The following is a 21072-nucleotide window of genomic DNA, read 5'->3' as shown; positions in this document are numbered from 1 at the left end:
TCTAGTTATATTTCATCCCTCATTTTAGTCAACGCTCTTATCTCACTATAAATCTCATAACTATTAAATCCAATAATATATATAGGAATGCTAAAACTACTAAAACGCCAATTTGTATCACTGCAACTTTTACCGCAATTGTTAATTTCTCCCAAATTGCTATTTTGAGTGTTTTAAAAACTCTAGATAGATAACTCATTCATTACCCTCCCTATTTCCTATTTAAAATCAGCAAAATTATTACCAACATAACTATTAATATTGCTGTACTACGGTTAACTAATAGATCGTACCCTCTAAGACTGGGATGCTGCGAATTATCAATCAAAGCATACCCATTATCTTCTGATTTATTTGGTTGCAAAAATATAGTGGTAATTAACAGAACTGTTATTATCAAGAGGATTATTCCTGGACCTAAACTAATGTCTACTTGTCTAGTTTGAGTATTTTTAGTTTTAGAAGCGATACTATGGTTTGGCTTATTCATTTTATAAACTTTGCTTTTTTTTACAAAATTGTCATAGCTTGCAATTGATGATACGTACCCTTTAATTTCTTCATTTAGCTTCTGATTTTCTGACGAATATTCTAAATCACGCTTTGCTTTAATAGCAGCCAATGTTGCATTGTGATAAAGGCTTTTTTGCTTTTTTTTATCTACTTCATTCAACTTATCAAGCTGTACTGATTTAATATAGGCTAAAACTGCTCTATTGAATCTATAAATATCTTTGGAATATGAACTATATTTGTTAGATTTTTTTAGAAAGTTACTTGATTTTTCAACTTTTCCTTTTTCGAAAACAACCTTCTTATCAAAATATTTGGTAAAGCCTTTAGACTCCTTCGTTTTCAAGCCTTTTTTTGCTAGATTGTATCGATGAACATTCATTAAGCAAATAGTGTTTTTATTGAATTCTTGAGTTGCTTTTTTATTAGACAGAGGCTTTGCTAAATTTAAATCACATGCTGACAAGAAAAAAGTAGTGACTATCAATATGAGGATTAATCTAGATTTCTTCATTAGCAGTACTTTCCTCTCCAAATTTACTGTCAAATTTACTCTCATATTCTTCAAGATAGTCATTTAAAATTCGTTTTTGAAATTTTATATCACCGAATAAAAGGGAAGCCTGTTCCCTACGTTTGACATTTTTTAAGGTGTTAGGTTCAAGATATGCCTGAATTGTCAGGTATAGGACTTCAAATGGCGATAAGATTTTGTTTTTCTCTAAATAAAAATTGTTGGTTGTGGCCATTAACTCATTTACTATTTCATCACTTTTGGCATTACCAGCTATAACGGTTGTTCCAAGCTGATTTTTGATATAGTAACTATCTATGAACGATCTAAGCACCTGCACATGGTACCTCAAAGGTACAGCTTGAAATACTTTTCGTAGTTCTTTTATATCATCTTCATTGTTTTCTTGTTGGCCCATCTTCAACATCACGTCATATATAACATCGGCTATATTACTTTTATTATCAGAATCACTATTAATTAATTTTTCTGAATATCTAAGTAATTCATTTTTTAGCACAAACACGCTATTTTGTATTGAATCTTGTTTATCTCCCGACATGGTCAACTTTCTCACATTCTTTAGCACTTAACTTCAAAATTAATCTTCCAGTTAAATTGTCTTTAATATCCTATAAATATTTATAAAAACTGTGGGGATTTTTTATTTTTAAACAAAATTCATTCATTTTCGTGTTATTTAAGAATTCATTATATTTATTTTGTATTGTTCCATAATGATTAGCGGATACAAAAAGAAAGTAGGTCTGCTTGATTTTTAAATTTTTAGTACCTTTCATCTAAATTGTTTGTTCTTTATTTAAAAATAACAAAAGTACCTATGATTTTCTCCGTATTAGCAAGATGAAAAATTAAACTGTCTGTAATTATTGTCATAATCTATTCAAACTAATTTCTGACATACTTTACTCATACACTGTGGTATATAGAAATACTATGGTACAGTCTTTTAAAAGTCAAAATAGCCCGGCTTACATCACGGTTTTAAAAAATTTAATCGACAATATTTTATTTTTAGTATGACTAATACCGACTTCTACTATTTCTGTTTGAGACTGCTATTTGCAATAACTGCTATAAACAGACAATAATCAAGGTGAGTCCAAAAGTGTCGCTCTAACATTAATGATTATGTTAATTATCAAACTGTTTTCTTAAATCAAATACTATCCATTCTCTTTTTTAGATGAAAAAGCAACAGTTATCAAAAGCGTTCTTGATGACTGTTGCTTTTCTACAAAGCTGTTTAATAATTTATAGATAATCAGAAAGGAATAATAAATGAAATCATATAGAAAAGCGCATAGTTCTTTTAATCTAGCTTTTGCTCTGACCAGTGGTGGTTTAGTTTCGCAATTACTTACTTCCCCTGTAGTACAGGCTGCCACTGTGACAGTTAAAAAGAGTGAATCGCCCAGCGAAGGGGTTCAAAAGTATCCATCGGTTAAACAATTAAAAAAATCTGATAACTTAAATGAAGATACTACATTACATGTTAGTTCAAAAATCAGCGTACCAAAATCAGAAAAATACACAGTTAAACCGGGTGATAATGTTTCAGAAATAGCTAATAAATATGGCTTAAAAACTGAAGAAGTTTTAAAATGGAATAATCTAAACTGGCAAAGTATCATATTAATTGGCCAAGAATTAAATTTACAACAACCTTCTGAACAGATTTCAAATTCTAACTTAATAGACAAGAACAAAAATACTGTTTCTACAGTTCACTCACAAGCTACTCAAGCTGTTAATCTAGCCATTAAATATGCCCAACTAGGTATTCCTTATGTTTGGGGTGGTAATTCCACTGAGGGTTTTGATTGCTCCGGATTAATTCAAAATGTATACAATAGTTGTGGTATTACATTAGGGCGCACTACAACCGAACAAGAAAATTACGTTTCTACTAGCAATGTTTATGATATTTCAGATGTAATCAATAAAGCAAATCCTGGTGACCTATTATTTTGGGGAGATCACGGCAACACCTACCATGTAGCTATTTATATCGGAAATGGACAATTTGTCGCAGCGTCTCATCCTGGAGCAAATGTTGAAATTGAAAATGTCTCCAATTATTTTAAACCTTCATTTATTGGAAAATTAAATACTCAATAATCATTTACTTTCGAAGTAACATCAAAAAAGAAGATAGATCATTAATTTTACAAATTGGATTTATCTTCTTTTTTGTTATTTAGTTAATTGAGCAAATACAAAAATCACACTTTTCCCTGGATTTTGATTTTTAATCTGTTTTAAAGAGCTAGGCTTTGGTTTATTATTAGCGGAAATTAAATATTTTTCTAAATTTCCTTTAGCATTCATAAACGCCTCTGTTTCACTATTTCCGTGTCCACTTACGTTCTTATCTGGAATGTCTGGAAAGGTTATATAATACTTATTTATCTTGTCTTGCTTTTCAGTGATTATAGCTGGATATAAAAAATAAGTATTTTCTAATACTCCTTTATTTTCTTCAATATCAAAACATTTTTTTAAAATCTTAAGAAAGCACCTGTCTCCTTTTAGTAGTTGATCTACTAAACTTAGTTTTACAGATTTTAATGTAGATATTGGCACAATAGCCATAAGAAAAGAAAAAGCTAAAATAAAAAGAGAAAAGGTAAGAAAATTGGGATGGTTTACAAAAATACATGAGATAACCCAACTTAAAAGAAGCGCACCAATAAAAATAATAACGAACCTATAAAAAGCTTTTTGTACCGCCCCTTGCTCTGTAATTTTCAGCAAATCATCAAAACTATAGTTTGAAATCTCCTTAAACGCCATTCCATAAGTATATAGGAAAGTAGATATAAACAATAAAATGAACGATAAAATAAAAGTAATAAAGTATCTATATTGCTCTTTAATTAATGAGGAATTTGCTAAAATAAGAAACGTATTTAGAGATAATGCGAAAATAGTAGTGAATCTCTCTATCAGTTCACCTAATAACCCATATTCTTTTTGCTTTTTCATTAACTTTTGATTTATTTCTTCTGAGTCATTTCCGTTCATAGCAACTCTCCTTATAATTTCTATCATTTGATGTTTTTTTTGGGGGGAATCTTCTGTCTTTAATATCCAACTCATTACAATAGTATTTACCTTACAACACAAAAGCATTAAAGTTATCAAGTAAATTACTACCAGAATAATAAACTTTTCAGAAAGATTGGGGTTTGAGTAAACAAAACAAATAAAAAATAAGACTTCAAACACAATATAAGAAACTTTTTTACATTTTAAATAATGTTTCTTATCGTAAAGTTGTTTAGCACGAATCATAATATTATCAAAATAAGGAATTGGGGTTTTACTTTTGATATTTCCTGAATTTTCTTTTAATGCTAAATAAATTTCGTCCTTGAATTTACATAAAATTTCTTTCGGCGCTTTACATGAAATTAATGTTCCTGTAATTCCCGTAATTAATAAAAATGTTATGAATATTATAAGAATCGGATGAGTAATGGAAATTGATGCTTCAGGTTGAGCAAAAGCACGAGTTATTGGGCAAAAATTGTTAAAGATACCATACAAGAAAGTCGTTATAGTTGCAGTCTGTATTAACAGATTACTTATCTGATAAATTTTTTTCTGCTTTTTTTCAATTAATTTCTGAATTTTTGGGTTTAATTGGTTCATATTTATTCATCTCTTCTTATACTTAATTCGTTAACTTCCTTTTGAATATTGGTTTCTCAATGATAATCTTAGATGAGGAACTTAATTAAACAAGCTTTTCAAATCTCTAATTTATTCAAAATACTGAGTAAATAATTTTCAGGTTTAACACTATCGTTATAATTAAGAGCTAGATTTTTCCTAACGCTTTCAAAGGTTTTCTCTATGAATACAAAAATACTTAGTATAATTTTCTTATCGCTTTCATATTCAATTATATATTTCTGGTTACCTATTATACATTCAACGTCACTATTTATAGCGTGAACTTTAAACATTGCACCTTTTTCTAGCTTCTCTTTTAAGGTCAAAATGAAATTAGAATATAGAATGATATCATTTAAATTTGATAGTAATGCAAGATAATCATTTATAGCTATAGTTACATCGTCTAACATGCTTTTATTTAAAATAATATATTGATCCACAGATATCCTCTTTATGCGTCAAAACTACAGCATTTTAAGTATTTATCATCCATATATTCAAGCAACATCAAATTATCTGGAGGCATATATAATAATGCATCAAAATCTTGACGTTTAAAACTTAAGCCATGTTGCTTTAATTGCTCTAAAGAAATGGAACTCCTAAACAATTCATAAATAATATCATCTATTTTTTTCTCTTTGGCTACATCAATCCCTGTATCACTTAGCTGCCATTTTGTTTTTCCATCATTCTTATCATTTTGCAATTTATGCAGAGCAATTAATTGACTTTTTTCTGTTTGTAAGAAATCAGATAAATACACAATCCATCTGTCTAAGTTTCTGTCTCCTGCTATTATTTCTTGCGAATCAGATTTAATATTTTTAACATCAGTTGTCATTAGTTACGCCTCATTCGTTAAATTCGCTATGATTTCAACTATAACTTTTTTATCTTTTAGAATAATTTCCTTTATAGTTTTCCCGATTCTATCATCTGGAATGTTTTCATTTACCCATTTTTTAAAATAATTCCAATTATTTAGGCTTCCAAGATTATTAGCAATAACGCTATCGTCATATAGACGAGCTAACTTGTTAATATTCTCCCATTTACCATCTTGTAATGAGCTTTTTTTCATTCCATATTTTCTTATTGTACTTTCGCTGATTTCTGTTTTTAAGGCTATTTGCTTGTATGTTATTTTTCTATTTTTCAGAAATTTTTTAGCCTTATCCATATCACTCTTCATTTCACACCTCACTTATTGATAATTATACACTTGTGTTAATTAAATGAACAAAACCGTTCCTTATTTTGAACACATTAAGGCAAAAAATATATTTACTTTTCTTCCTCTTCTCCCTGTCGTAGCCAATAAGACAATATCTCCTGGTTAGAACCACTGCAACCGACCTCTAATTTATATGAAGCTGATATAGCTTCATACCATTGCGTCAATAGTTCCCCAACTAAAATATCAACAGGTATCCCTGTCAAACCCTCTATTTCTTGTAATCCCTTCATTATTTTTATATCTTTTTTTGGTAACCAACCAGCTTGTATTTTTACACTATTTGATACCACTATTGCTTTATTTTCACGAAAATTCTTTTTGACAAATATATATTTTTTGGAAGTAAAAAAATATATATCCTCTTCTGTATTTACTAAGTTCGGGATGCCATATGTTTTAATCTTTGATTCTTTTTCTTTTTTTGTGTCAGTTTCACTTACATTAAACTTATTTATGTCAAAAGTTACGCTATCACTCACTATTTTTATATAAGGATCCCTAGGACTTCCGCCATTTGTAAACTCGCAAGATATTTTGTTGTCATTTAACGTCTCCATTAACATATTAATAAAGTGGAACAACCGATGGTCTTGGCTTGAACATTCTTTCTTTTTATGATCACTTGCTGAATTAACTAATTTGTTTATATTAAAAGCCCATATTACAGGCTGCTTTTTTCCTTTTTGTCGTGGAATAAACGTAAAAGGTTTTCTATTTCGAGGATCATGTTTTACTGCATCGACTACCTCAATATTGCCATTATAAAGTGCAACAATTGGCAGTGTATCTTGATGTTTTAAATTATAAAAACCTACTACTTGCCCTTGCATCCATGTTTTAGTTCTAATACCTTCAAGTAAGTGAATATTTATTTTAGCTCTTACTTTCTGCTTTGTTTTGGAATCGAAAGTATGCACAAATGCTGAAGTATAAATATTTTTACTGATTTTACTTTTTAAAAATAGTGATACGAGTTTTTTGATTTTTGTTTTCTTGATTGCATCAAACTCTGTCTTTGCAAAAATATTATCTTTTAGGAAAATAAATTTTTCGTTTTTATTTAATCCTTTAACAAAATCTCTAAAATCTCTTTTACTCAATAAATTTTCTTTTGCAACTTCTTCTGACGATACAACTTTATGATACTGTTCAAATTGGTTTATGATAAATTTACAAACAGGTTCCGGTACTATAGCCTCTTTACTAAAATAGCGAATTAGGATATTAACTTGTTTTTGATCTAAATCTACCCCTATATTTCTCGTCTTAAGTCGATTTATCGGTAATTTTAGTTTTAAAAAATCTAGCCCTAACTTTCTTGCCAAGTCATTAATTGTCATTCCTACGTTTTTTGCAAGCATATGCTTACTCTCCAATCATTAAATGTACCTAAAAGTACTATCATCGTCATCAAAAAAACTAAAATCCAACCCTGAATTATTTTTTGGAGACGAAGTTTTTTTCAAGTTGTTAGGTCTTATTTGGGTGCTTTTTTTGTTTCTTAATTTCATTCATATCAGCATTATTCAGTATAGTATTTGTTGTTCCCTTTTTGTTATTTTGAGTACTTTGGAGAATATTTTGAATTCTTTTTCTTATGCATACGACTTTTTCTTGATTTGATAAATTATCAATATCAATTTTATTATTATTAAAATTTAAAATTTTAGTACCATAAATTGTTAGATTGTACCAATTTTTATTTTTCTGTATATTGTTATGTGCCACTATTACGCATTCAATAATTACATACTCTTCAGTATTAAATTCGCTATCAGCCTTTAATGCTTCTTCTTTATATAGAATAATTGGAATTTTATTATTGTTATTATTACTTACTTCTTGTAAGATAATCTTAATATATATACTTCCTTTTTTAGATCTGCATAGTTTACTTTTTTCAAGAATTTTTCCTGAAAAAATTACGATCTGTGCCATATTAATCAACTCTTTTCATTTTTAAGGTAATATTTATGACTACTAATTTATTTCCCTATCAAGATATTTTTATTAATTATTGTAATCAGCAAGCTTTAAACAAAAAATCTGTAAGCCAAATCAATTCAACTATTACTTCTTTCTGGTCTTTTTACAAAGAAGAAATGTCTAGTAATAATCCAGACATAAAGAAAGTAACTTCTTATGATATTTCTAAATATCTTCAGCGAATTAAGTGTTCAAAAAGGTTTAGCGCTAGTACTTTTAATAGGCTATTAAGCTATATGAGAAAATATTTTAGATACTTGACGGCTGAACGTTACATTGATGCATATCCTTTATATAGTTTCAAAGGTAAAAGTATAAATAAAACAAAGACCGTTATTATAAATTGGATGAGATATATTCCTACTTTTTTGAAATATGATTTAAAACCTGAGACTATAAAGGTTTTAACGTTGATTTCTTTAAACTATACTCCAGAAGAGTTATTGCTAGTTTCTTGGCATGACATTGCTGATAAAATTAATAATAAGGACTTGCATAATTTTTTTGTTCACCATTTAAATTTCGAAAAAACCGAAAGTCCCCAAATATTGAATGGGAAAAAACACAATAAAATTAAAAATATTGAAACTATCATGTTTCAAGTTAGAAAGGATAAGAAAAAGTTAGATATACCGTTAACATTACGACAATTACGTCAGAGCTATATTTTATCAATAGTTTCAAAGAAAACTTTAACGGACACCGATCTTTTAAATATTTTGAATATCAACCAAAAATCTTTAGCCTATTATAAATGGTGCGTTGCCAATTACAAGTTAATTCCTTATGATGTAAAAAAACGTAGTAGATAGACCTACTACGTTTTTACAATGTTTAGTTATATGAAATAAGATACACAGTATCTGGCCATTGCCATAGTTGCTGCGATTGCCCATTAACCAAATCTGACAGCTCATACCCATCAGGAATGCCATCAATTAGAACTTTTCCATTACTTTTTGATAATATACCTTTGCCCAGGTCTCTTCCATAACCATCTTCAAACGTCACAAACTTTTTTGTGCCATCTGGAATACCAAATATTGGAAAACTCATGGCATTTTCATCTCTTACTACCATTATCTGATCTGGCCATTGTAATAATTGTTTTGACTTTCCTTCCTCATCTAAATCTGCCAGCTTGAATCCTTCAGGTATATTTTTGACGGTAACTATATTATTATTTTTCTCTAGCAGTGCATATCCTTCAATTTTTCCATCACCTGTGGTGCAGGGAACTGTTTTAGTACTACCATTTGGTATTTCTTGAAAAGGATATTCAGCGATAATATTGGAATTAGAACCAATTTGATTATCGGATGGTGGTATGGAGGGATCTTTGTTTAGCTCAGTTGGACTATCTGTCGGCGTTGCTGGCGTATCCGTACCTGGCTCATTTGGACTATCATCTGTTGGCGTTGCCGGTGTATCCATACCTGGTTCAGTTGGATTATCTGTTGGCGTTGCTGGTGTATCCATACCTGGTTCAGTTGGATTATCTGTTGGCGTTGCTGGTGTATCGGCGCTCGGTTCTTCTGGCTTGCTTGTTCCTGGTTTAGCCGGCTTATCTGTATCTGGCTTGCTTATTCCTGGTTTAGTCGGCTTATCTGTATCTGGTTTAGCTGGCTTATTTGGCTTCACTAGTTGGCCTGCTCCTTGATGTGAGATATTTGTTGTTTTATTAGGTTTTGGACCTACCAACTTATTTTTTTCATTATTTCCATCCAAGCTTGTGCCTATTAGATTGTTTCCCATAGTAGCTTCATTTAATTTATTGCCATTAACATTAGACTTACTGTTTAGGCTTTCTAATTTTTGTGGTGTATTCTTCTGTAGATTATCTGACAAATTAGTTTGTTTTTTCCTTCCATTTTTTTTATTTTTCAAATCCATATTTTTTCCCAATTCCGCTGCGCTTTTCATGCTCGCATTTGCTTCATGAGAAAGCTTATCTAATTCTTTATTACTTTTAGGCGTCGCTTTGCTAAAACTTTTGGTTACAGAATCTATAGTCTGGCCTTTACTATTTGAGGAATTTGTTTTTTTATTATTACTCCCCAAAAATGTTTCTAGGGTATTTTGGGCCTCCTTTTTTTTACTTTTTCGTTCAGGTAAATGACTGTTATTCTTGCGTTCACTGTCCTTCTCAGCTTTGAAGTTTAAACTGCTGTCATTTACATTTTTTGTTGTTGGATGAGTACTTGGATCTGATTCTGCATTGTGAACAATGGCAAATGCCGTGCCCCCTATAATTGTAGTGGCTCCTATGCCCAAGCTTATTTTGGCACTTTTTGATGAACTTGATTTATCTTTTTTGTTTTTAATCTTTCTATCCGGAATATGAGCCTTTGGTTGGCTAAAAGCACGCTTTTTTGTGTCTAAAATTGGCTTAGCGGTTGGTTTATGAATTTTATTTAGCTTTATCCTAGCATCATCTTTTCTTAGTTCTTTTTCTTTATTTCTTGGTCTCATTTATAGCTCCTTTAAATTTTTTCCATTGCTTTTTGATTTTTTTTGATTTGCTGTTTAGCCTTTGTTCTTTCTTTTTGTGTTAAGTCCCCATTTTGAATTTTATTATTTAAAATTTTATTTGCGTTTAAAAATTTTGAATACGCTATAATTCGTTTGTTTAATTGTTGATTATTTAATGGTTCAGCTATATCTTTAGCCTCTTTAATTGATCCTGTTTTCATTAAGGAATAAGCGACCATTATCCTTCTTGTATTAGTCAATTTAGTTAGCTGGGGAATTGACGACTTTTCATAAATATGTACTGCTCCTCGATAATTTCCCTGGAAATATTCATAGTCCAATCTAATTACATCATTTTTCGAGTACTTGAGTATTTTTTGGATCATTTTATACTTGTCTTGAATTCTTTTATCTTTTAGCATTAGATCTTCAATTTTGATAATTTTTTTTGGATAATATTGAGCCGCTTTTTCATAGTTACCTAAACTTATTAGTCTTGAAAATATCGGCTTTTCACTCTTTTGCTGTCTTTGATTTAAGTCACTATAAATTTTATTTAATAAGACTGGACCGGGTGTCAAAATTAATACAGCGGGTATAAGTAGAAACCACTTACTTTTTTTGATTTTCTTTCTTTGCGGAATTACCATTGTTTTAGAAATTCTTTGATTGTTAAGTATTTTTTTTTCTTGTCCCTGCTTTTCCTGCATATTAGTTTCTAACTGTTCTATTTCTGAATTTAGGTCAATAATAGAATTATTTAACTTTGTATTCAGAGCGGATATATGATCCAAATCATCCTGCTTATTTTGACTTATTTTTACGAGTTTTTCGAATAAATCTTTTATTGCTTGATCTGTTATTTTACAGTTTTTGATTTCTCTTAATTTAGCTAGTATTTCATCATAGTTTTTTTGGGGAATACTATTTATATCCAACTTTGACTGTAAAAAATTTTTTTCTTTTGTCAAAATTTTAACTATTTTTTCTAGTTGTTTAATACGCCCCATTAGAATATCGTCTTGAGGTAATTGACTACCGATCTTTAAACCTCCAAAAGTCAAAAAACTTTGGATATTTCTAATATTTGCTTTGACTGATAGCTGCTTTGCCAATTTAGCCATATTAAAACCAGCCGGATTTTGATCAGTGCCACAAAAAATGTCTTGAATTTGAATTAGTGCTAATGAACTTAAAAATGGATCTTTAGGTTCAGCATCAATTTGGACAGCCAAACGGACCTCACTAGTAATTTCGTCCATCTTAATATCTAACAACCCTTTTAAAAGCTCTTCTTGGTATTTATTTGAATCAAACCTAATATGATTAGCCGAAACTAAAAATATGTCAGGTAAAGGATTAATTAATTTAATAGCTTGCTTAGCATTATGAAAAATTGAAACGTTTTTTTCTATGACTTCTAGTGAACTTGAATATTTTATTAAACCTGGTCTAAATATATCTGCAGTTTCATCATCCATTCCTAACAATATAGTAAAACTCATTCAAACATTCCTTTCTTTTTCGTGTTATGAATGAACTAGAAGAATGTGCTGTTCATCTACATGATATTTTTGTAATTTACGGCTAATTGTATTAGCAATAGCTACCCTCAGAGCTTGGTATTCAGCTTTTCTTAAAAGTCTAGATGTATCAGCTGGATTAATGAGTGCAAAATTGATTTCAACTACAAAAATTAAATCTTCTTCTCTATAATTATTTATTCTTAAAACGGATTGAAGCATTTTATAAGCACTTGCATTAATTTGTGAATATTTTTTTATTTGGGCCATCGTTAAACTATGAACAAGAACTTTTGCAACCAATGTATTTGAATAACTAATATCATAGGTTGCGTCCCAAAAAATATCCCATTCTTCAAAATTAGGAGTTTCAAAACAGAAAGTTCCTTTAAATGCTGGTGTAACAATAAAATCTTGATTATAAGGAACAGAAAGCATTCTAGAGTAGCCAGTGATCTGATAATCGGTATGCATAATATTGTCTCTAATTTGCTCAAAGGCTACTGCTATCCCTTTTTTAAAAAAAATTCTACTTAATTTCTCGACTTCCTTACGACCTTCAACAAAATTCTGCAAAGTAAAGTTAATCAAGCTTGTATTTGCATCTCTATTAAGATTTTTACTTATAACCGTATCTCCAAAGCTTTTATCAATTGAATATAAAAAATTACTAAGTGAATTAGGGTTCGAAAAATAATCTGCATCATATACATGATTATCTTTTGTATTCTTTAATAAGATAAGGAATCCAGTTTTATGGCCTTTGTTAAAAGAGAACTGCATTGCCATTTGAAATTTATCCATTTCTTTTTTTAAAATGTTATTTTGCTTGTCTAAATTCATTAAAAAGAATTGAGGATCAGCGTGATTATATAAAAACTCTTTAAAAACTATTGCATAATATTCTATTCCTTCACTTAAGAATGGATTATCACTGGCATAATAATTTACAAGGCTTTCACTCTCTTTTTTATGTATAGAAGCAATATCAAATTTTTGTCCTCTAATCAACATTAGACCTACTTTCTCCTACTGATTGACAAACCAATCATAATTTCAATTTGTTTTTTTTATTTATTTCTTCCAGAAACTATAAAATTGAAGTTAATCCATATACAAAAAAAGCAAGCCACAAAAAAGTGACTTGCCTTTTTACTTTCTATTCACATTTTTTCAAAATTCATCTTCAAATGCTCTACTTAGTAAACTATCATTTACAACAGTAATTTTGCTTGTTTCAACATTTTTGTCCGAATTAACTTCTTCTTCAATTGTATTTTGATTCTTTTTCTTTTCACTATTATTATTTTTAACTTCAGAATTATTTTTTTGCTCATCACTCAAACAATATTCTTTTCTTGCTAACGCAATAAGCAATTTGTCTTGTTGTTCTCTTGATATGCTCCTGTCATTTAAAACTTCCTTAACTGTTTGATACTTAGTTTCAAACTTTTCATTAAAAAACTTATCTTCAATTTGTTTTCGTATATGTGTTCCGGGATTAGCTGAAAAGCTGGTAACAACCATATATTGAACATTAATTTTTCTGGTTTTATCAAGAGGATTAACCTCTAAATTACTTCTTAGATAGCCATTAACTATCAATCCATCCCCTTGCCGATAATGTTTAATCGCATACTTAGCTCCTCGAGTACAAAAAATCAAATTTATATAGTTGTTAATAGCATGACGCTGCCCTTCTTGTTTGTCCCAGTATACATTGGTTTCATAGCAAAACTCTGATAAATAAATGTAATTCTTATTATTTACATAATCTTCTTTTTTGCTATCAACCTTTTCTTCTTTGACCTTGATTGGGTCAACCATTGGCTTTGGATTTTTTGATAAATTTCCAATTAAAGTAATACTAGATAGTCCTTTAGTAGTATAGCTCTCTGTTCTTTTTTCTAATAGATCTGAATCAATTTCATAAACTGAGTTACTGCATCTTTTTAGTACATCAGCTAAATTTTCATTTTCTAAATTTACTGCAAGTATTTTTACCTTGTTTTGCATAATACCTTTCCTCATTTTCTATTTCCCTAATTAATTTTTCTTCTGTCGTTTTCCTTGTAATCACAACCTTCCCGTATAAAAAAGGGAACATTGAAATTGCTCAATGTTCCCTTTTTACTTACTATTTTGCTCATTTCGTTTGACCTTTAAGATCAACATTTGCTAATTATTCATGCCTCATTTGAAGCTATCTGAAATAAACTATCTTTAATTTCTATTTAGAAATTCCACAGTTTTAATCTGTGCATCATGAAATTTGATATAGTTTACTTTATCATTATACATCTTCTATTTGATGGCTATTATCTTTCTTGTCATAATTTTTTCGAAAGTCCTTCCAATCAGGATCACCATACAATCTTTCAATATTTTTTTCAAAATAAGCTTGTGCAGATTTGCCACCTTTTATTCTTGCACGATGGTCTTTGATTAACTGCTTCTCTCTATCCAACTCATCAGACTCTTTAAACAAACTATGCAGAATTTCTTCGGGTGACATAAACCCCTGACATATTTTTTCTCCATCAATATTCTCAACAAGTCTGTCTGGTGAATCTAAATCATATTGTCTAGCTAAGGCTTCATTAAACCATGATGAACGCATATGATTATCTTTTTCGTTCCAATTAGTTTTAGGATCAATATTTAGTTTTGATCTATTTTCTCCATCAGTTGGAATTATAGAAACCTCAGCATTTGGAATAATAATTGCTGCACTTTTAATATCGTCTGATGGAAGATCATGTACCAGCACTTCCGAAATATCAGTAGTTAAATAGTCTAATGCTTCTTTTGTACTAGAAAACTTTTCTGTAGTAAAAATCCCATCATTAACAAAGAACGTAATTCTCATATTAAACTCCTTTTCATTTTCTTTTATTGACACTATTAATTTTATCAACGATCCTTTTAGTTTTCAGAATTATTCCTGTAAAATCATAATTTTTTGGATTCTTTTATCATAGTTGAATTGCCCTTATTTTCTTTATGACCGTACTCCATCAAATAAGCCTTGAAATTTCTCGGATAATTCCATAAAGCATTACTTAATTTTGCTGTAGCAACTGCATAATCCCATCTACCTGGCTTGTTTCTTTTTTTTATCGGTATTTCCTTTAAATGTATGCCACCTTTAGATAGATTGATAACCTCATTACTAGATAAAGTTGCATAGACTAAATAGCCGTTCTTGCTTTTTTGTTGAAGCAACAAATACCTTAAAGCTTTTAGGTCGTCAAAGCGCAAAGGTAGCAGTCCTTGCTTTTTTCGAATTAACCTAAAAAAGTTATTAATAAAACTTCTTTCTTTCACAAAACTTACTTCAAGAGACTTTTTGTTTACATCATAATCTCCATCATATAAATGCCAAGTTTCAGATCCGCATTTAGCATCAGAAAAAAAGTAAAACTTTTGTACAGCCTCATCAGAATCTTTTTTCATTTGATGACTTTTAGCATTATTCCAATAATTACAAATTATATACAAAAACAAACACATACTTGAAATGTTTAAAGACAATATCTTAATCGTGAGTTCCGGGAACATCCCTAAAATTCCAAATATTATTCCTACTTTCAATATTATTTGTGCGATCGTACAAGTTCTTCTAAAAGCATGGTAGTTTTTGTAATGCGTCATTTTATAAGCTATATCTATTAATGTTTGTCTTACACTCTTTTTGTCCATTTACTTTTCTTTCTTAATTACAAAAATTAATTGCAGTAACTAACTGCTGGTAATTAATTTTTATCTTCTTTATTTAAGTCATAATCTCTTGTATTACTGGCCTTTTGGAAAAACCTCCAAATTATTTTCTCTAAGTGATACTTTTATATATATTTCAAATTAGACAAGGCGATTATTACGTATATTTACAATTCTCAAAGATACAAAGGATCTATATCTTTAAACCAAAATGACTTAACTCTGCTACACATGATTTGTGATTTAGGTTTTGTATCATTGCAACAGCTGAATATGCTCTATTCAGTAATACGGCGTTATCCTGCACAATTATCACGTTCTATTTTAGCTAAATGGTGCCAATTTTCTGGATTACTCCTTAAACATAGAATGCCTAAGACTAATTCATTATCAGCAATTACAATACCAGTTTACATACCAACCAAGGGTTGCCGCTCCTTTCTAAAAACACAAGGCATCTCTTTAAGTTCAGATTCTAATGTGAGTGTTAATAGTCATAATTTGCAATCTATTGAAGTTGTAGTTCAAGCCATTTATGCAGCGACTTTTAAATGCTCTTTATATGCTACTCCTAATAATTATTTTCTTTTTGATGATATATCCGCTCTATTAATTGATCCAGATAGCTCCATCAAAGTAATTAATCCAGAAATTAATTACCAGACACGCTACCAGAAGCTTTTAAAACAACAAATTTCAGAGAACTATATTCAGAATGATCGAGCCCATTCTTTAATCCAGAAAAGAGAACCAGAGATACAAACCAGAAACAAAATGAACAGCACACTGACATTTAGAGAACAAGAATGGTTAACAAAGTATTATGAGATTTTATCAAATATAGATGTTACTGATACGAATACTTTAATTTCTTTATCAATGAAAATCTTGCTCGACTCTTTAATAGATGGAGGTATAAATAATACTCTTCTATCAAAGCTAAAAAACAATATTAATTTGTCCCATGAAGAAGCTAATGATTTACTCAAAAATAATTTTGATCGAAATACTATAAATGCAAATATAGCAATTAAAGATAAAACCGAAAAAAGTAAAAAACAAATTAGTAACACCTACAAGTTAAAATACGAAAATAATGGGCAAAAGTTTCTAGATTTTATTCTTTCTTCAAATGAACCAAAACAAAACTGTATATCAAAAGCCGAAAATAATCGGAAAATGTATGACAATAACGGAAAAGAGACACAAATAAATCAAAATGAAACTAAGCTGAACTATGTTGAAGTATGTAAATGTCATACTAATAACCACACATTACAAAATAAGAGCCAAATTAGTAGTAATGAAAATATTTCTAAACTCTCAAAAAATAAAAAAACAAGGTATAAATTGATTACCTCGATTAGTAGTTATAATTTGCTATATTCAGCTGGCCAATCCTGCAGTGTCCAACAAAATAGCTATCGATACCCATTAGCAAAAATAGATAATATTGGGCGAAATCTTAATTTAATTAGTAATCCTCAAATAAATATAAATAAGTTCGATTTTAGTAGTTTTAAAAACCAGTATAATTATCACCAATACACTTTTGTTGCAGATCAAGTAATTAGCTTTACAAGACATGATCGACGCCAAGAAATTTTTATTGAACTGGATAATAGAACAGAAGGTAATGATACTCAAATACAGAAAATACTGAACTATATTAGTTATGCGCTAGATCATCCCCAGAGGGATGTTTTATTGGTTATGGCAATTACAGATGGCTCTTTGTATTCAAAAAGGATGCCTAAATACACTAATATTGGACGTAAATTAGGATCACTTAGTAGTAAATTCCTAATGTCATTTTTAAAGGATACAAAAGAAAAAAAATTTTTTCTTTATCAAATGTACAAACAAGCAAATAACTTAAAAATAGCTCTAACAGGTGTTTCCGAAGCACATATAGACATTAGTCAGTTTATTTTGGGTAGCAACTACTCCCTGGACTACTTAAATTCAATTAACCAGTACATTTGTCAACTTAGTGAAAATACCGAATGGAATGTCTCTTTCAAGCCCTCTAATGAGTTTAAGACAATCTTGCAAAACCAAGAACTATTGAATAGCTCTCTTAACGATTTAAAAATTGAGTACAAGAAAAATTCTCAAGGAAATGGTATTTGGCGCTACATTAACACTTCTTCTTTTTCTCCTTTTTTGGGACGATTAAAAATAAAACATAAGTTAGAACGTAAGGAATTCTATCAGCCAATTATTGCTGGGGATGAACATAGCTTAGACACCATTATCAAGACATATGAACAAATTTACAGCACCAAAAAGGATTCAAATGTCTGTCCTCCAATGATTCTTTATCCAACACGTGAGCGACCCGTAACAGCTATCACTCTTAATCAATACAGAAAATTATATAAATGGACATCAACATGGAATCCAACTATTCCGGTCCTTGTTCAACCAAGAACGTCAATAAACAACAATGTACAACTTCATCGTGAACTAAGATGGCTCACATTACAGTTTGATCTTGATATATATAACTATTTTAAAATTGGCGCTGTCAACAAGGCAGCGTTGAAGCAATATCCTGACTATGGTCATAATTTTGTTAAGCCTTTAAAGTGGTCTATTGGCAGTAAGCCTCGGAGTTATGCTAATTTACATAAATTAGCAATTAGATTAAATAAAAAAGAATTCATAGATCAACTACGACTATCAGAAGTGCCGCTCGGTTTATTCAAATTATTACTTAGTCGCTGGCCGAAAGGACAATATTCGTTGCCTTTAATTTCTCATTTAGACTATTGGGATAATACCCAATGTATAAATAACCGCCCTATTTTATCGGAAAATATTTTTAATCATGTATATGGACTAAATGCAATTACTCCTAATGCTAGAACTAAGTTAACTTTACCTAAGTTAGAAATTTAAAAGAATAAAAGAAAAACCCTAGGCAAAGCCTAGGGCTGAAGATTGTAGAATTATCTTTCACACATTAATTTTTATACTAATAAATAACTGGAGTATATCTTGCTTAATTTACACTAGTTAATTTATAGTATTTCTACAATCTACTCGCGTATTATATCATTCAATTATTATTTTATTCATCAAAAAAGTTCGAAGTTATTTCATTTTATCTAATCTTAAAAAACTTAAATAAGCTTTAAAATTACGGCCTTTTTGTCAAGTATACAATGGTATCTTTATATATTATTGTATTATTTTTAACATTGAAATATATTTTTAAATTCATTGATTATTATACTTGCTGCTACCTCTATTAACATAAATACAAACCTTAATCTTGCAAAACTTTTTAGGTTTTTGGTAATTATGAATTATCAATTCTTATTTTCAATTTCCTTTTATCATTAATTTGTAAAAACTATAATTTATAATTTTTGAGAGGAAACAACAATATGCAATCAAAAACAAGAAAAATTTTTTTACGCACCAGCACCGCTATGGGAGTGACCCTAATTTGTGCCGGCACTATTAATAACTATACACAAGTAATGCACGCTGATGAAACTGTCACCTCTCAGCAAAATGGTATCGACACTGGAAATTGGACTGCTGTTGATAAGGCTAAAACTATAACACGTACTATTCATTTTATTGATGAAAATGGTAAATTAGTAGCGCCTGACGTTATCGAAAGACACACTGGGGAAATTTTTTCTGCTAAAAACGGTTCTGACAAAAGAGCTTTCGCAATTGTTAATGGCAGTCCTATAAATGTTATACCTAAATTCACTGCTGTAACATCTCCTACTATTCGAGGATTCCAACTTAAAGATAACAAATTTAAAAATATACCTGAACAAGGCTGGTCTTTAGATGGAACACAGACAACGGATCCTAAAACGGGATTCTATACAAACTTAGCACAAGATGAAGTTATCAATGTTGTTTATACAAAAGATAACAGTCAAACAGACAATTCATTACAAAATGCTGTTCCTGTAGCCGGCTATACCGTATTAAACGTAAAGACCTTGACAAGAACTATTAACTATGTAGACGGAATTGGAAACAAATTGGCCACTTCTGTTGTTGAGTCAGTTAAATATGAAACTGTAGCATCCTCAAGTCTTACACCAAAAGAACAAAATGAAACTAAGAATCAAAAAGTCGCCATTGTTAATGTAATACGTGACACTGCTGGAAATATTACCACTCAAAACACACATATCTTAAGTACACCAGCATATAGACTTAAAGATGTAGCATCTCCAAAAATTAATGGCTACAAATTACAAAATAGAAATTTTAAAACTCTGTCCGGTCAATATATGTGGTTATCTGATAAACCATACGTACATGCAATACTAGATAATGGACTGCCTCAATACATGGTTCAGGATGAAATAGTCGATGTTGTATATGTACCAGGAAAAGAAACTAACGGCAAAGAAAATAGTCAAAATTCTTCAGCTATAACCGGTAATGATAAGACAGATAAAAATAATAGCAACGATTCAGAAAACAAGTCAAATGACGGCAGTTCTTCCAGGGATGCTAAAAACAATAGCACTAATAATTACGACAATACTTCTTCAACCAATACTGGATTGGATGATAATTCAGAAAATGTATTACCACAAACAGGTAATACAAAATTTTCAACTTCTTTATTAGGATCTGGACTAGCTCTGCTTTTCACTGCTGCTATAGGCTATTTGTCAGAATTTAAGAAAAAAATATAAGATAAAAATTTACTTCTTTTCCCATTTCAAATACTACTTATAAATTCCAAAAAAATAAAAAGGCACTTGTCATGATATGACCCCCAAATTTAGGACAAATTTGGGGGTCATTTTTATGTCTAAATTATCTAAACAAGATAAAGTTGAAATCTATCATCTTTGGCACGATTATCAAATCAGCCCTGCTGAGCTAAGTCAGCGTTATCGGGTTGGCAAGACTAATATTAATTACTTGTTAGCTTTAATTAGCCGTCACGGTCTAGCTGTTTTAGATCAGCCTTTCACTGCTTATACAAGTAATTTTAAGGAGCAGGCCCTTAGGCGAATCATAGTTGAACATGAGCCTGCCCGTCGAGTGTCTATTGACTTGGGCTTAAAAAGTAGTGGCATGTTGTACAACTGGCTGCGCGAATACCGTAAAAATGGGTATAATATCGTTAACAAGCAGAGAGGACGACCGCCCCATGACCAAAAGAGAACAGCTGATCAAACAGGAAAATCATCGACTCAAGCAAGAGAACGAACGCTTACGCCAGCAGAACTTGAAGCTGAAAATCGAGAACGAATTCGTAAAAAAATTGAGCGTCTTAGTCGACCAGCGGACCAAGAACCGCAAGCCGCGGAAATAGCCCAGGCAGTTACCCAACTAAGGCGCGAGCTTAAAGTCAGCGTAACTTTTATTCTTGATGCCATTAATGCCAATCCCAATCTGCC

Annotated in this window: 19 protein-coding genes and 1 pseudogene; 5 read left to right on the top strand and 15 right to left on the bottom strand. The window is 30.3% G+C overall.

Going from position 1 to position 21072, the window contains the following annotated elements:
- Positions 1-37: 37 nt before the first annotated feature.
- Genes JF73_RS09750 through JF73_RS08810 form a run of 3 tightly spaced genes read right to left on the bottom strand, consistent with a single transcriptional unit; the run spans position 38 to position 1589 of the window.
- Positions 38-199, bottom strand: coding sequence for a hypothetical protein (locus tag JF73_RS09750; protein ID WP_167334252.1), 162 nt, complete (start codon positions 197-199; stop codon positions 38-40).
- A 12-nt stretch (positions 200-211) separates the two neighbouring features.
- Positions 212-1027, bottom strand: a complete 816-nt coding sequence (locus JF73_RS08815; protein WP_046325812.1) for a preprotein translocase subunit SecG — start codon at positions 1025-1027, stop codon at positions 212-214.
- Positions 1014-1589: a hypothetical protein gene (locus tag JF73_RS08810; protein WP_046325811.1), complete on the bottom strand. Its 576-nt coding sequence runs from the start codon at positions 1587-1589 to the stop codon at positions 1014-1016. The genes JF73_RS08815 and JF73_RS08810 overlap by 14 nt, the downstream gene beginning before the upstream one ends.
- 740 nt (positions 1590-2329) lie before the next feature.
- Between JF73_RS08810 and JF73_RS08805 the strand changes: the two genes are divergently transcribed.
- Positions 2330-3169 (top strand): C40 family peptidase, encoded by an 840-nt coding sequence (locus tag JF73_RS08805; RefSeq protein ID WP_052727804.1) that lies wholly within the window; start codon positions 2330-2332, stop codon positions 3167-3169.
- 75 nt (positions 3170-3244) lie between these two features.
- On the opposite strand, the gene JF73_RS08800 is transcribed toward JF73_RS08805, so the two are convergent.
- From JF73_RS08800 to JF73_RS08775, 6 genes are all read right to left on the bottom strand, one after another.
- Positions 3245-4705, bottom strand: a complete 1461-nt coding sequence (locus tag JF73_RS08800; protein WP_046327891.1) for a type II toxin-antitoxin system HicB family antitoxin — start codon at positions 4703-4705, stop codon at positions 3245-3247.
- 98 nt (positions 4706-4803) lie between these two features.
- The gene (locus JF73_RS08795) at positions 4804-5172 is read right to left on the bottom strand and encodes a hypothetical protein (protein WP_046327890.1); all 369 of its coding nucleotides are present in this window, start codon (positions 5170-5172) and stop codon (positions 4804-4806) included.
- A gap of 11 nt (positions 5173-5183) precedes the next feature.
- On the bottom strand, positions 5184-5576 hold the full coding sequence (locus JF73_RS08790; protein ID WP_046327889.1) for a hypothetical protein: 393 nt from the start codon (positions 5574-5576) through the stop codon (positions 5184-5186).
- Between the two features lie 3 nt (positions 5577-5579).
- Positions 5580-5927, bottom strand: coding sequence for a helix-turn-helix transcriptional regulator (locus JF73_RS08785; RefSeq protein ID WP_046325807.1), 348 nt, complete (start codon positions 5925-5927; stop codon positions 5580-5582).
- Positions 5928-6019: 92 nt separating this feature from the next.
- On the bottom strand, positions 6020-7333 hold the full coding sequence (locus tag JF73_RS08780; protein ID WP_046325806.1) for a hypothetical protein: 1314 nt from the start codon (positions 7331-7333) through the stop codon (positions 6020-6022).
- Positions 7334-7442: 109 nt separating this feature from the next.
- Positions 7443-7910, bottom strand: coding sequence for a hypothetical protein (locus JF73_RS08775; RefSeq protein WP_046327888.1), 468 nt, complete (start codon positions 7908-7910; stop codon positions 7443-7445).
- A 35-nt stretch (positions 7911-7945) separates the two neighbouring features.
- On the opposite strand from JF73_RS08775, the gene JF73_RS08770 reads away from it, so the two are divergent.
- Positions 7946-8770, top strand: coding sequence for a site-specific integrase (locus JF73_RS08770; RefSeq protein WP_046325804.1), 825 nt, complete (start codon positions 7946-7948; stop codon positions 8768-8770).
- A 22-nt stretch (positions 8771-8792) separates the two neighbouring features.
- On the opposite strand, the gene JF73_RS09390 is transcribed toward JF73_RS08770, so the two are convergent.
- From JF73_RS09390 to JF73_RS08740, 6 genes are all read right to left on the bottom strand, one after another.
- Positions 8793-10430: a hypothetical protein gene (locus JF73_RS09390; protein WP_052727803.1), complete on the bottom strand. Its 1638-nt coding sequence runs from the start codon at positions 10428-10430 to the stop codon at positions 8793-8795.
- 11 nt (positions 10431-10441) lie between these two features.
- A complete protein-coding gene (locus JF73_RS08760) occupies positions 10442-11935 on the bottom strand; it encodes a hypothetical protein (protein ID WP_046327887.1) in 1494 nt (497 codons plus the stop codon).
- A gap of 24 nt (positions 11936-11959) precedes the next feature.
- Entirely contained in the window at positions 11960-12967 is a 1008-nt protein-coding gene (locus JF73_RS08755) for a hypothetical protein (RefSeq protein ID WP_052727802.1), read from the bottom strand.
- A gap of 159 nt (positions 12968-13126) precedes the next feature.
- Positions 13127-13984, bottom strand: a complete 858-nt coding sequence (locus tag JF73_RS08750; RefSeq protein ID WP_143435142.1) for a hypothetical protein — start codon at positions 13982-13984, stop codon at positions 13127-13129.
- A 262-nt stretch (positions 13985-14246) separates the two neighbouring features.
- Positions 14247-14822, bottom strand: coding sequence for a hypothetical protein (locus JF73_RS08745; RefSeq protein WP_046325794.1), 576 nt, complete (start codon positions 14820-14822; stop codon positions 14247-14249).
- 83 nt (positions 14823-14905) lie between these two features.
- Positions 14906-15655 (bottom strand): hypothetical protein, encoded by a 750-nt coding sequence (locus tag JF73_RS08740; RefSeq protein WP_046325793.1) that lies wholly within the window; start codon positions 15653-15655, stop codon positions 14906-14908.
- 249 nt (positions 15656-15904) lie between these two features.
- On the opposite strand from JF73_RS08740, the gene JF73_RS08735 reads away from it, so the two are divergent.
- The 3 genes and pseudogenes from JF73_RS08735 to JF73_RS09740 form a co-directional block, all read left to right on the top strand.
- Complete coding sequence (locus tag JF73_RS08735; RefSeq protein ID WP_143444040.1) at positions 15905-18577, top strand: hypothetical protein; 2673 nt, start codon at positions 15905-15907, stop codon at positions 18575-18577.
- Between the two features lie 491 nt (positions 18578-19068).
- Positions 19069-20358: a mucin-binding protein gene (locus tag JF73_RS08730; protein ID WP_046325791.1), complete on the top strand. Its 1290-nt coding sequence runs from the start codon at positions 19069-19071 to the stop codon at positions 20356-20358.
- A 115-nt stretch (positions 20359-20473) separates the two neighbouring features.
- Positions 20474-21072: pseudogene (locus tag JF73_RS09740) on the top strand (helix-turn-helix domain-containing protein); the annotation flags it as partial.

The organism is Lactobacillus helsingborgensis (genome assembly GCF_000970855.1).
Lineage (GTDB): Bacteria > Bacillota > Bacilli > Lactobacillales > Lactobacillaceae > Lactobacillus > Lactobacillus helsingborgensis.
The sequence above is the reverse complement of the archived record's forward strand: the minus strand, read 5'-3'. Positions and strand labels throughout refer to the sequence as shown.

Coding starts and splice junctions, on each gene's coding strand:
- JF73_RS08780 (WP_046325806.1), bottom strand. CDS start 7,333: ATGCTTGCAAAAAACGTAGGAATGACAATTAATGACTTGGCAAGAAAG.
- JF73_RS08785 (WP_046325807.1), bottom strand. CDS start 5,927: ATGAAGAGTGATATGGATAAGGCTAAAAAATTTCTGAAAAATAGAAAA.
- JF73_RS08805 (WP_052727804.1), top strand. CDS start 2,330: ATGAAATCATATAGAAAAGCGCATAGTTCTTTTAATCTAGCTTTTGCT.
- JF73_RS08745 (WP_046325794.1), bottom strand. CDS start 14,822: ATGAGAATTACGTTCTTTGTTAATGATGGGATTTTTACTACAGAAAAG.
- JF73_RS08815 (WP_046325812.1), bottom strand. CDS start 1,027: ATGAAGAAATCTAGATTAATCCTCATATTGATAGTCACTACTTTTTTC.
- JF73_RS09390 (WP_052727803.1), bottom strand. CDS start 10,430: ATGAGACCAAGAAATAAAGAAAAAGAACTAAGAAAAGATGATGCTAGG.
- JF73_RS08800 (WP_046327891.1), bottom strand. CDS start 4,705: ATGAACCAATTAAACCCAAAAATTCAGAAATTAATTGAAAAAAAGCAG.
- JF73_RS08730 (WP_046325791.1), top strand. CDS start 19,069: ATGCAATCAAAAACAAGAAAAATTTTTTTACGCACCAGCACCGCTATG.
- JF73_RS08755 (WP_052727802.1), bottom strand. CDS start 12,967: ATGTTGATTAGAGGACAAAAATTTGATATTGCTTCTATACATAAAAAA.
- JF73_RS08740 (WP_046325793.1), bottom strand. CDS start 15,655: ATGGACAAAAAGAGTGTAAGACAAACATTAATAGATATAGCTTATAAA.
- JF73_RS08770 (WP_046325804.1), top strand. CDS start 7,946: ATGACTACTAATTTATTTCCCTATCAAGATATTTTTATTAATTATTGT.
- JF73_RS08735 (WP_143444040.1), top strand. CDS start 15,905: ATGATTTGTGATTTAGGTTTTGTATCATTGCAACAGCTGAATATGCTC.
- JF73_RS08750 (WP_143435142.1), bottom strand. CDS start 13,984: ATGAGGAAAGGTATTATGCAAAACAAGGTAAAAATACTTGCAGTAAAT.
- JF73_RS08775 (WP_046327888.1), bottom strand. CDS start 7,910: ATGGCACAGATCGTAATTTTTTCAGGAAAAATTCTTGAAAAAAGTAAA.
- JF73_RS09750 (WP_167334252.1), bottom strand. CDS start 199: ATGAGTTATCTATCTAGAGTTTTTAAAACACTCAAAATAGCAATTTGG.
- JF73_RS08810 (WP_046325811.1), bottom strand. CDS start 1,589: ATGTCGGGAGATAAACAAGATTCAATACAAAATAGCGTGTTTGTGCTA.
- JF73_RS08790 (WP_046327889.1), bottom strand. CDS start 5,576: ATGACAACTGATGTTAAAAATATTAAATCTGATTCGCAAGAAATAATA.
- JF73_RS08760 (WP_046327887.1), bottom strand. CDS start 11,935: ATGAGTTTTACTATATTGTTAGGAATGGATGATGAAACTGCAGATATA.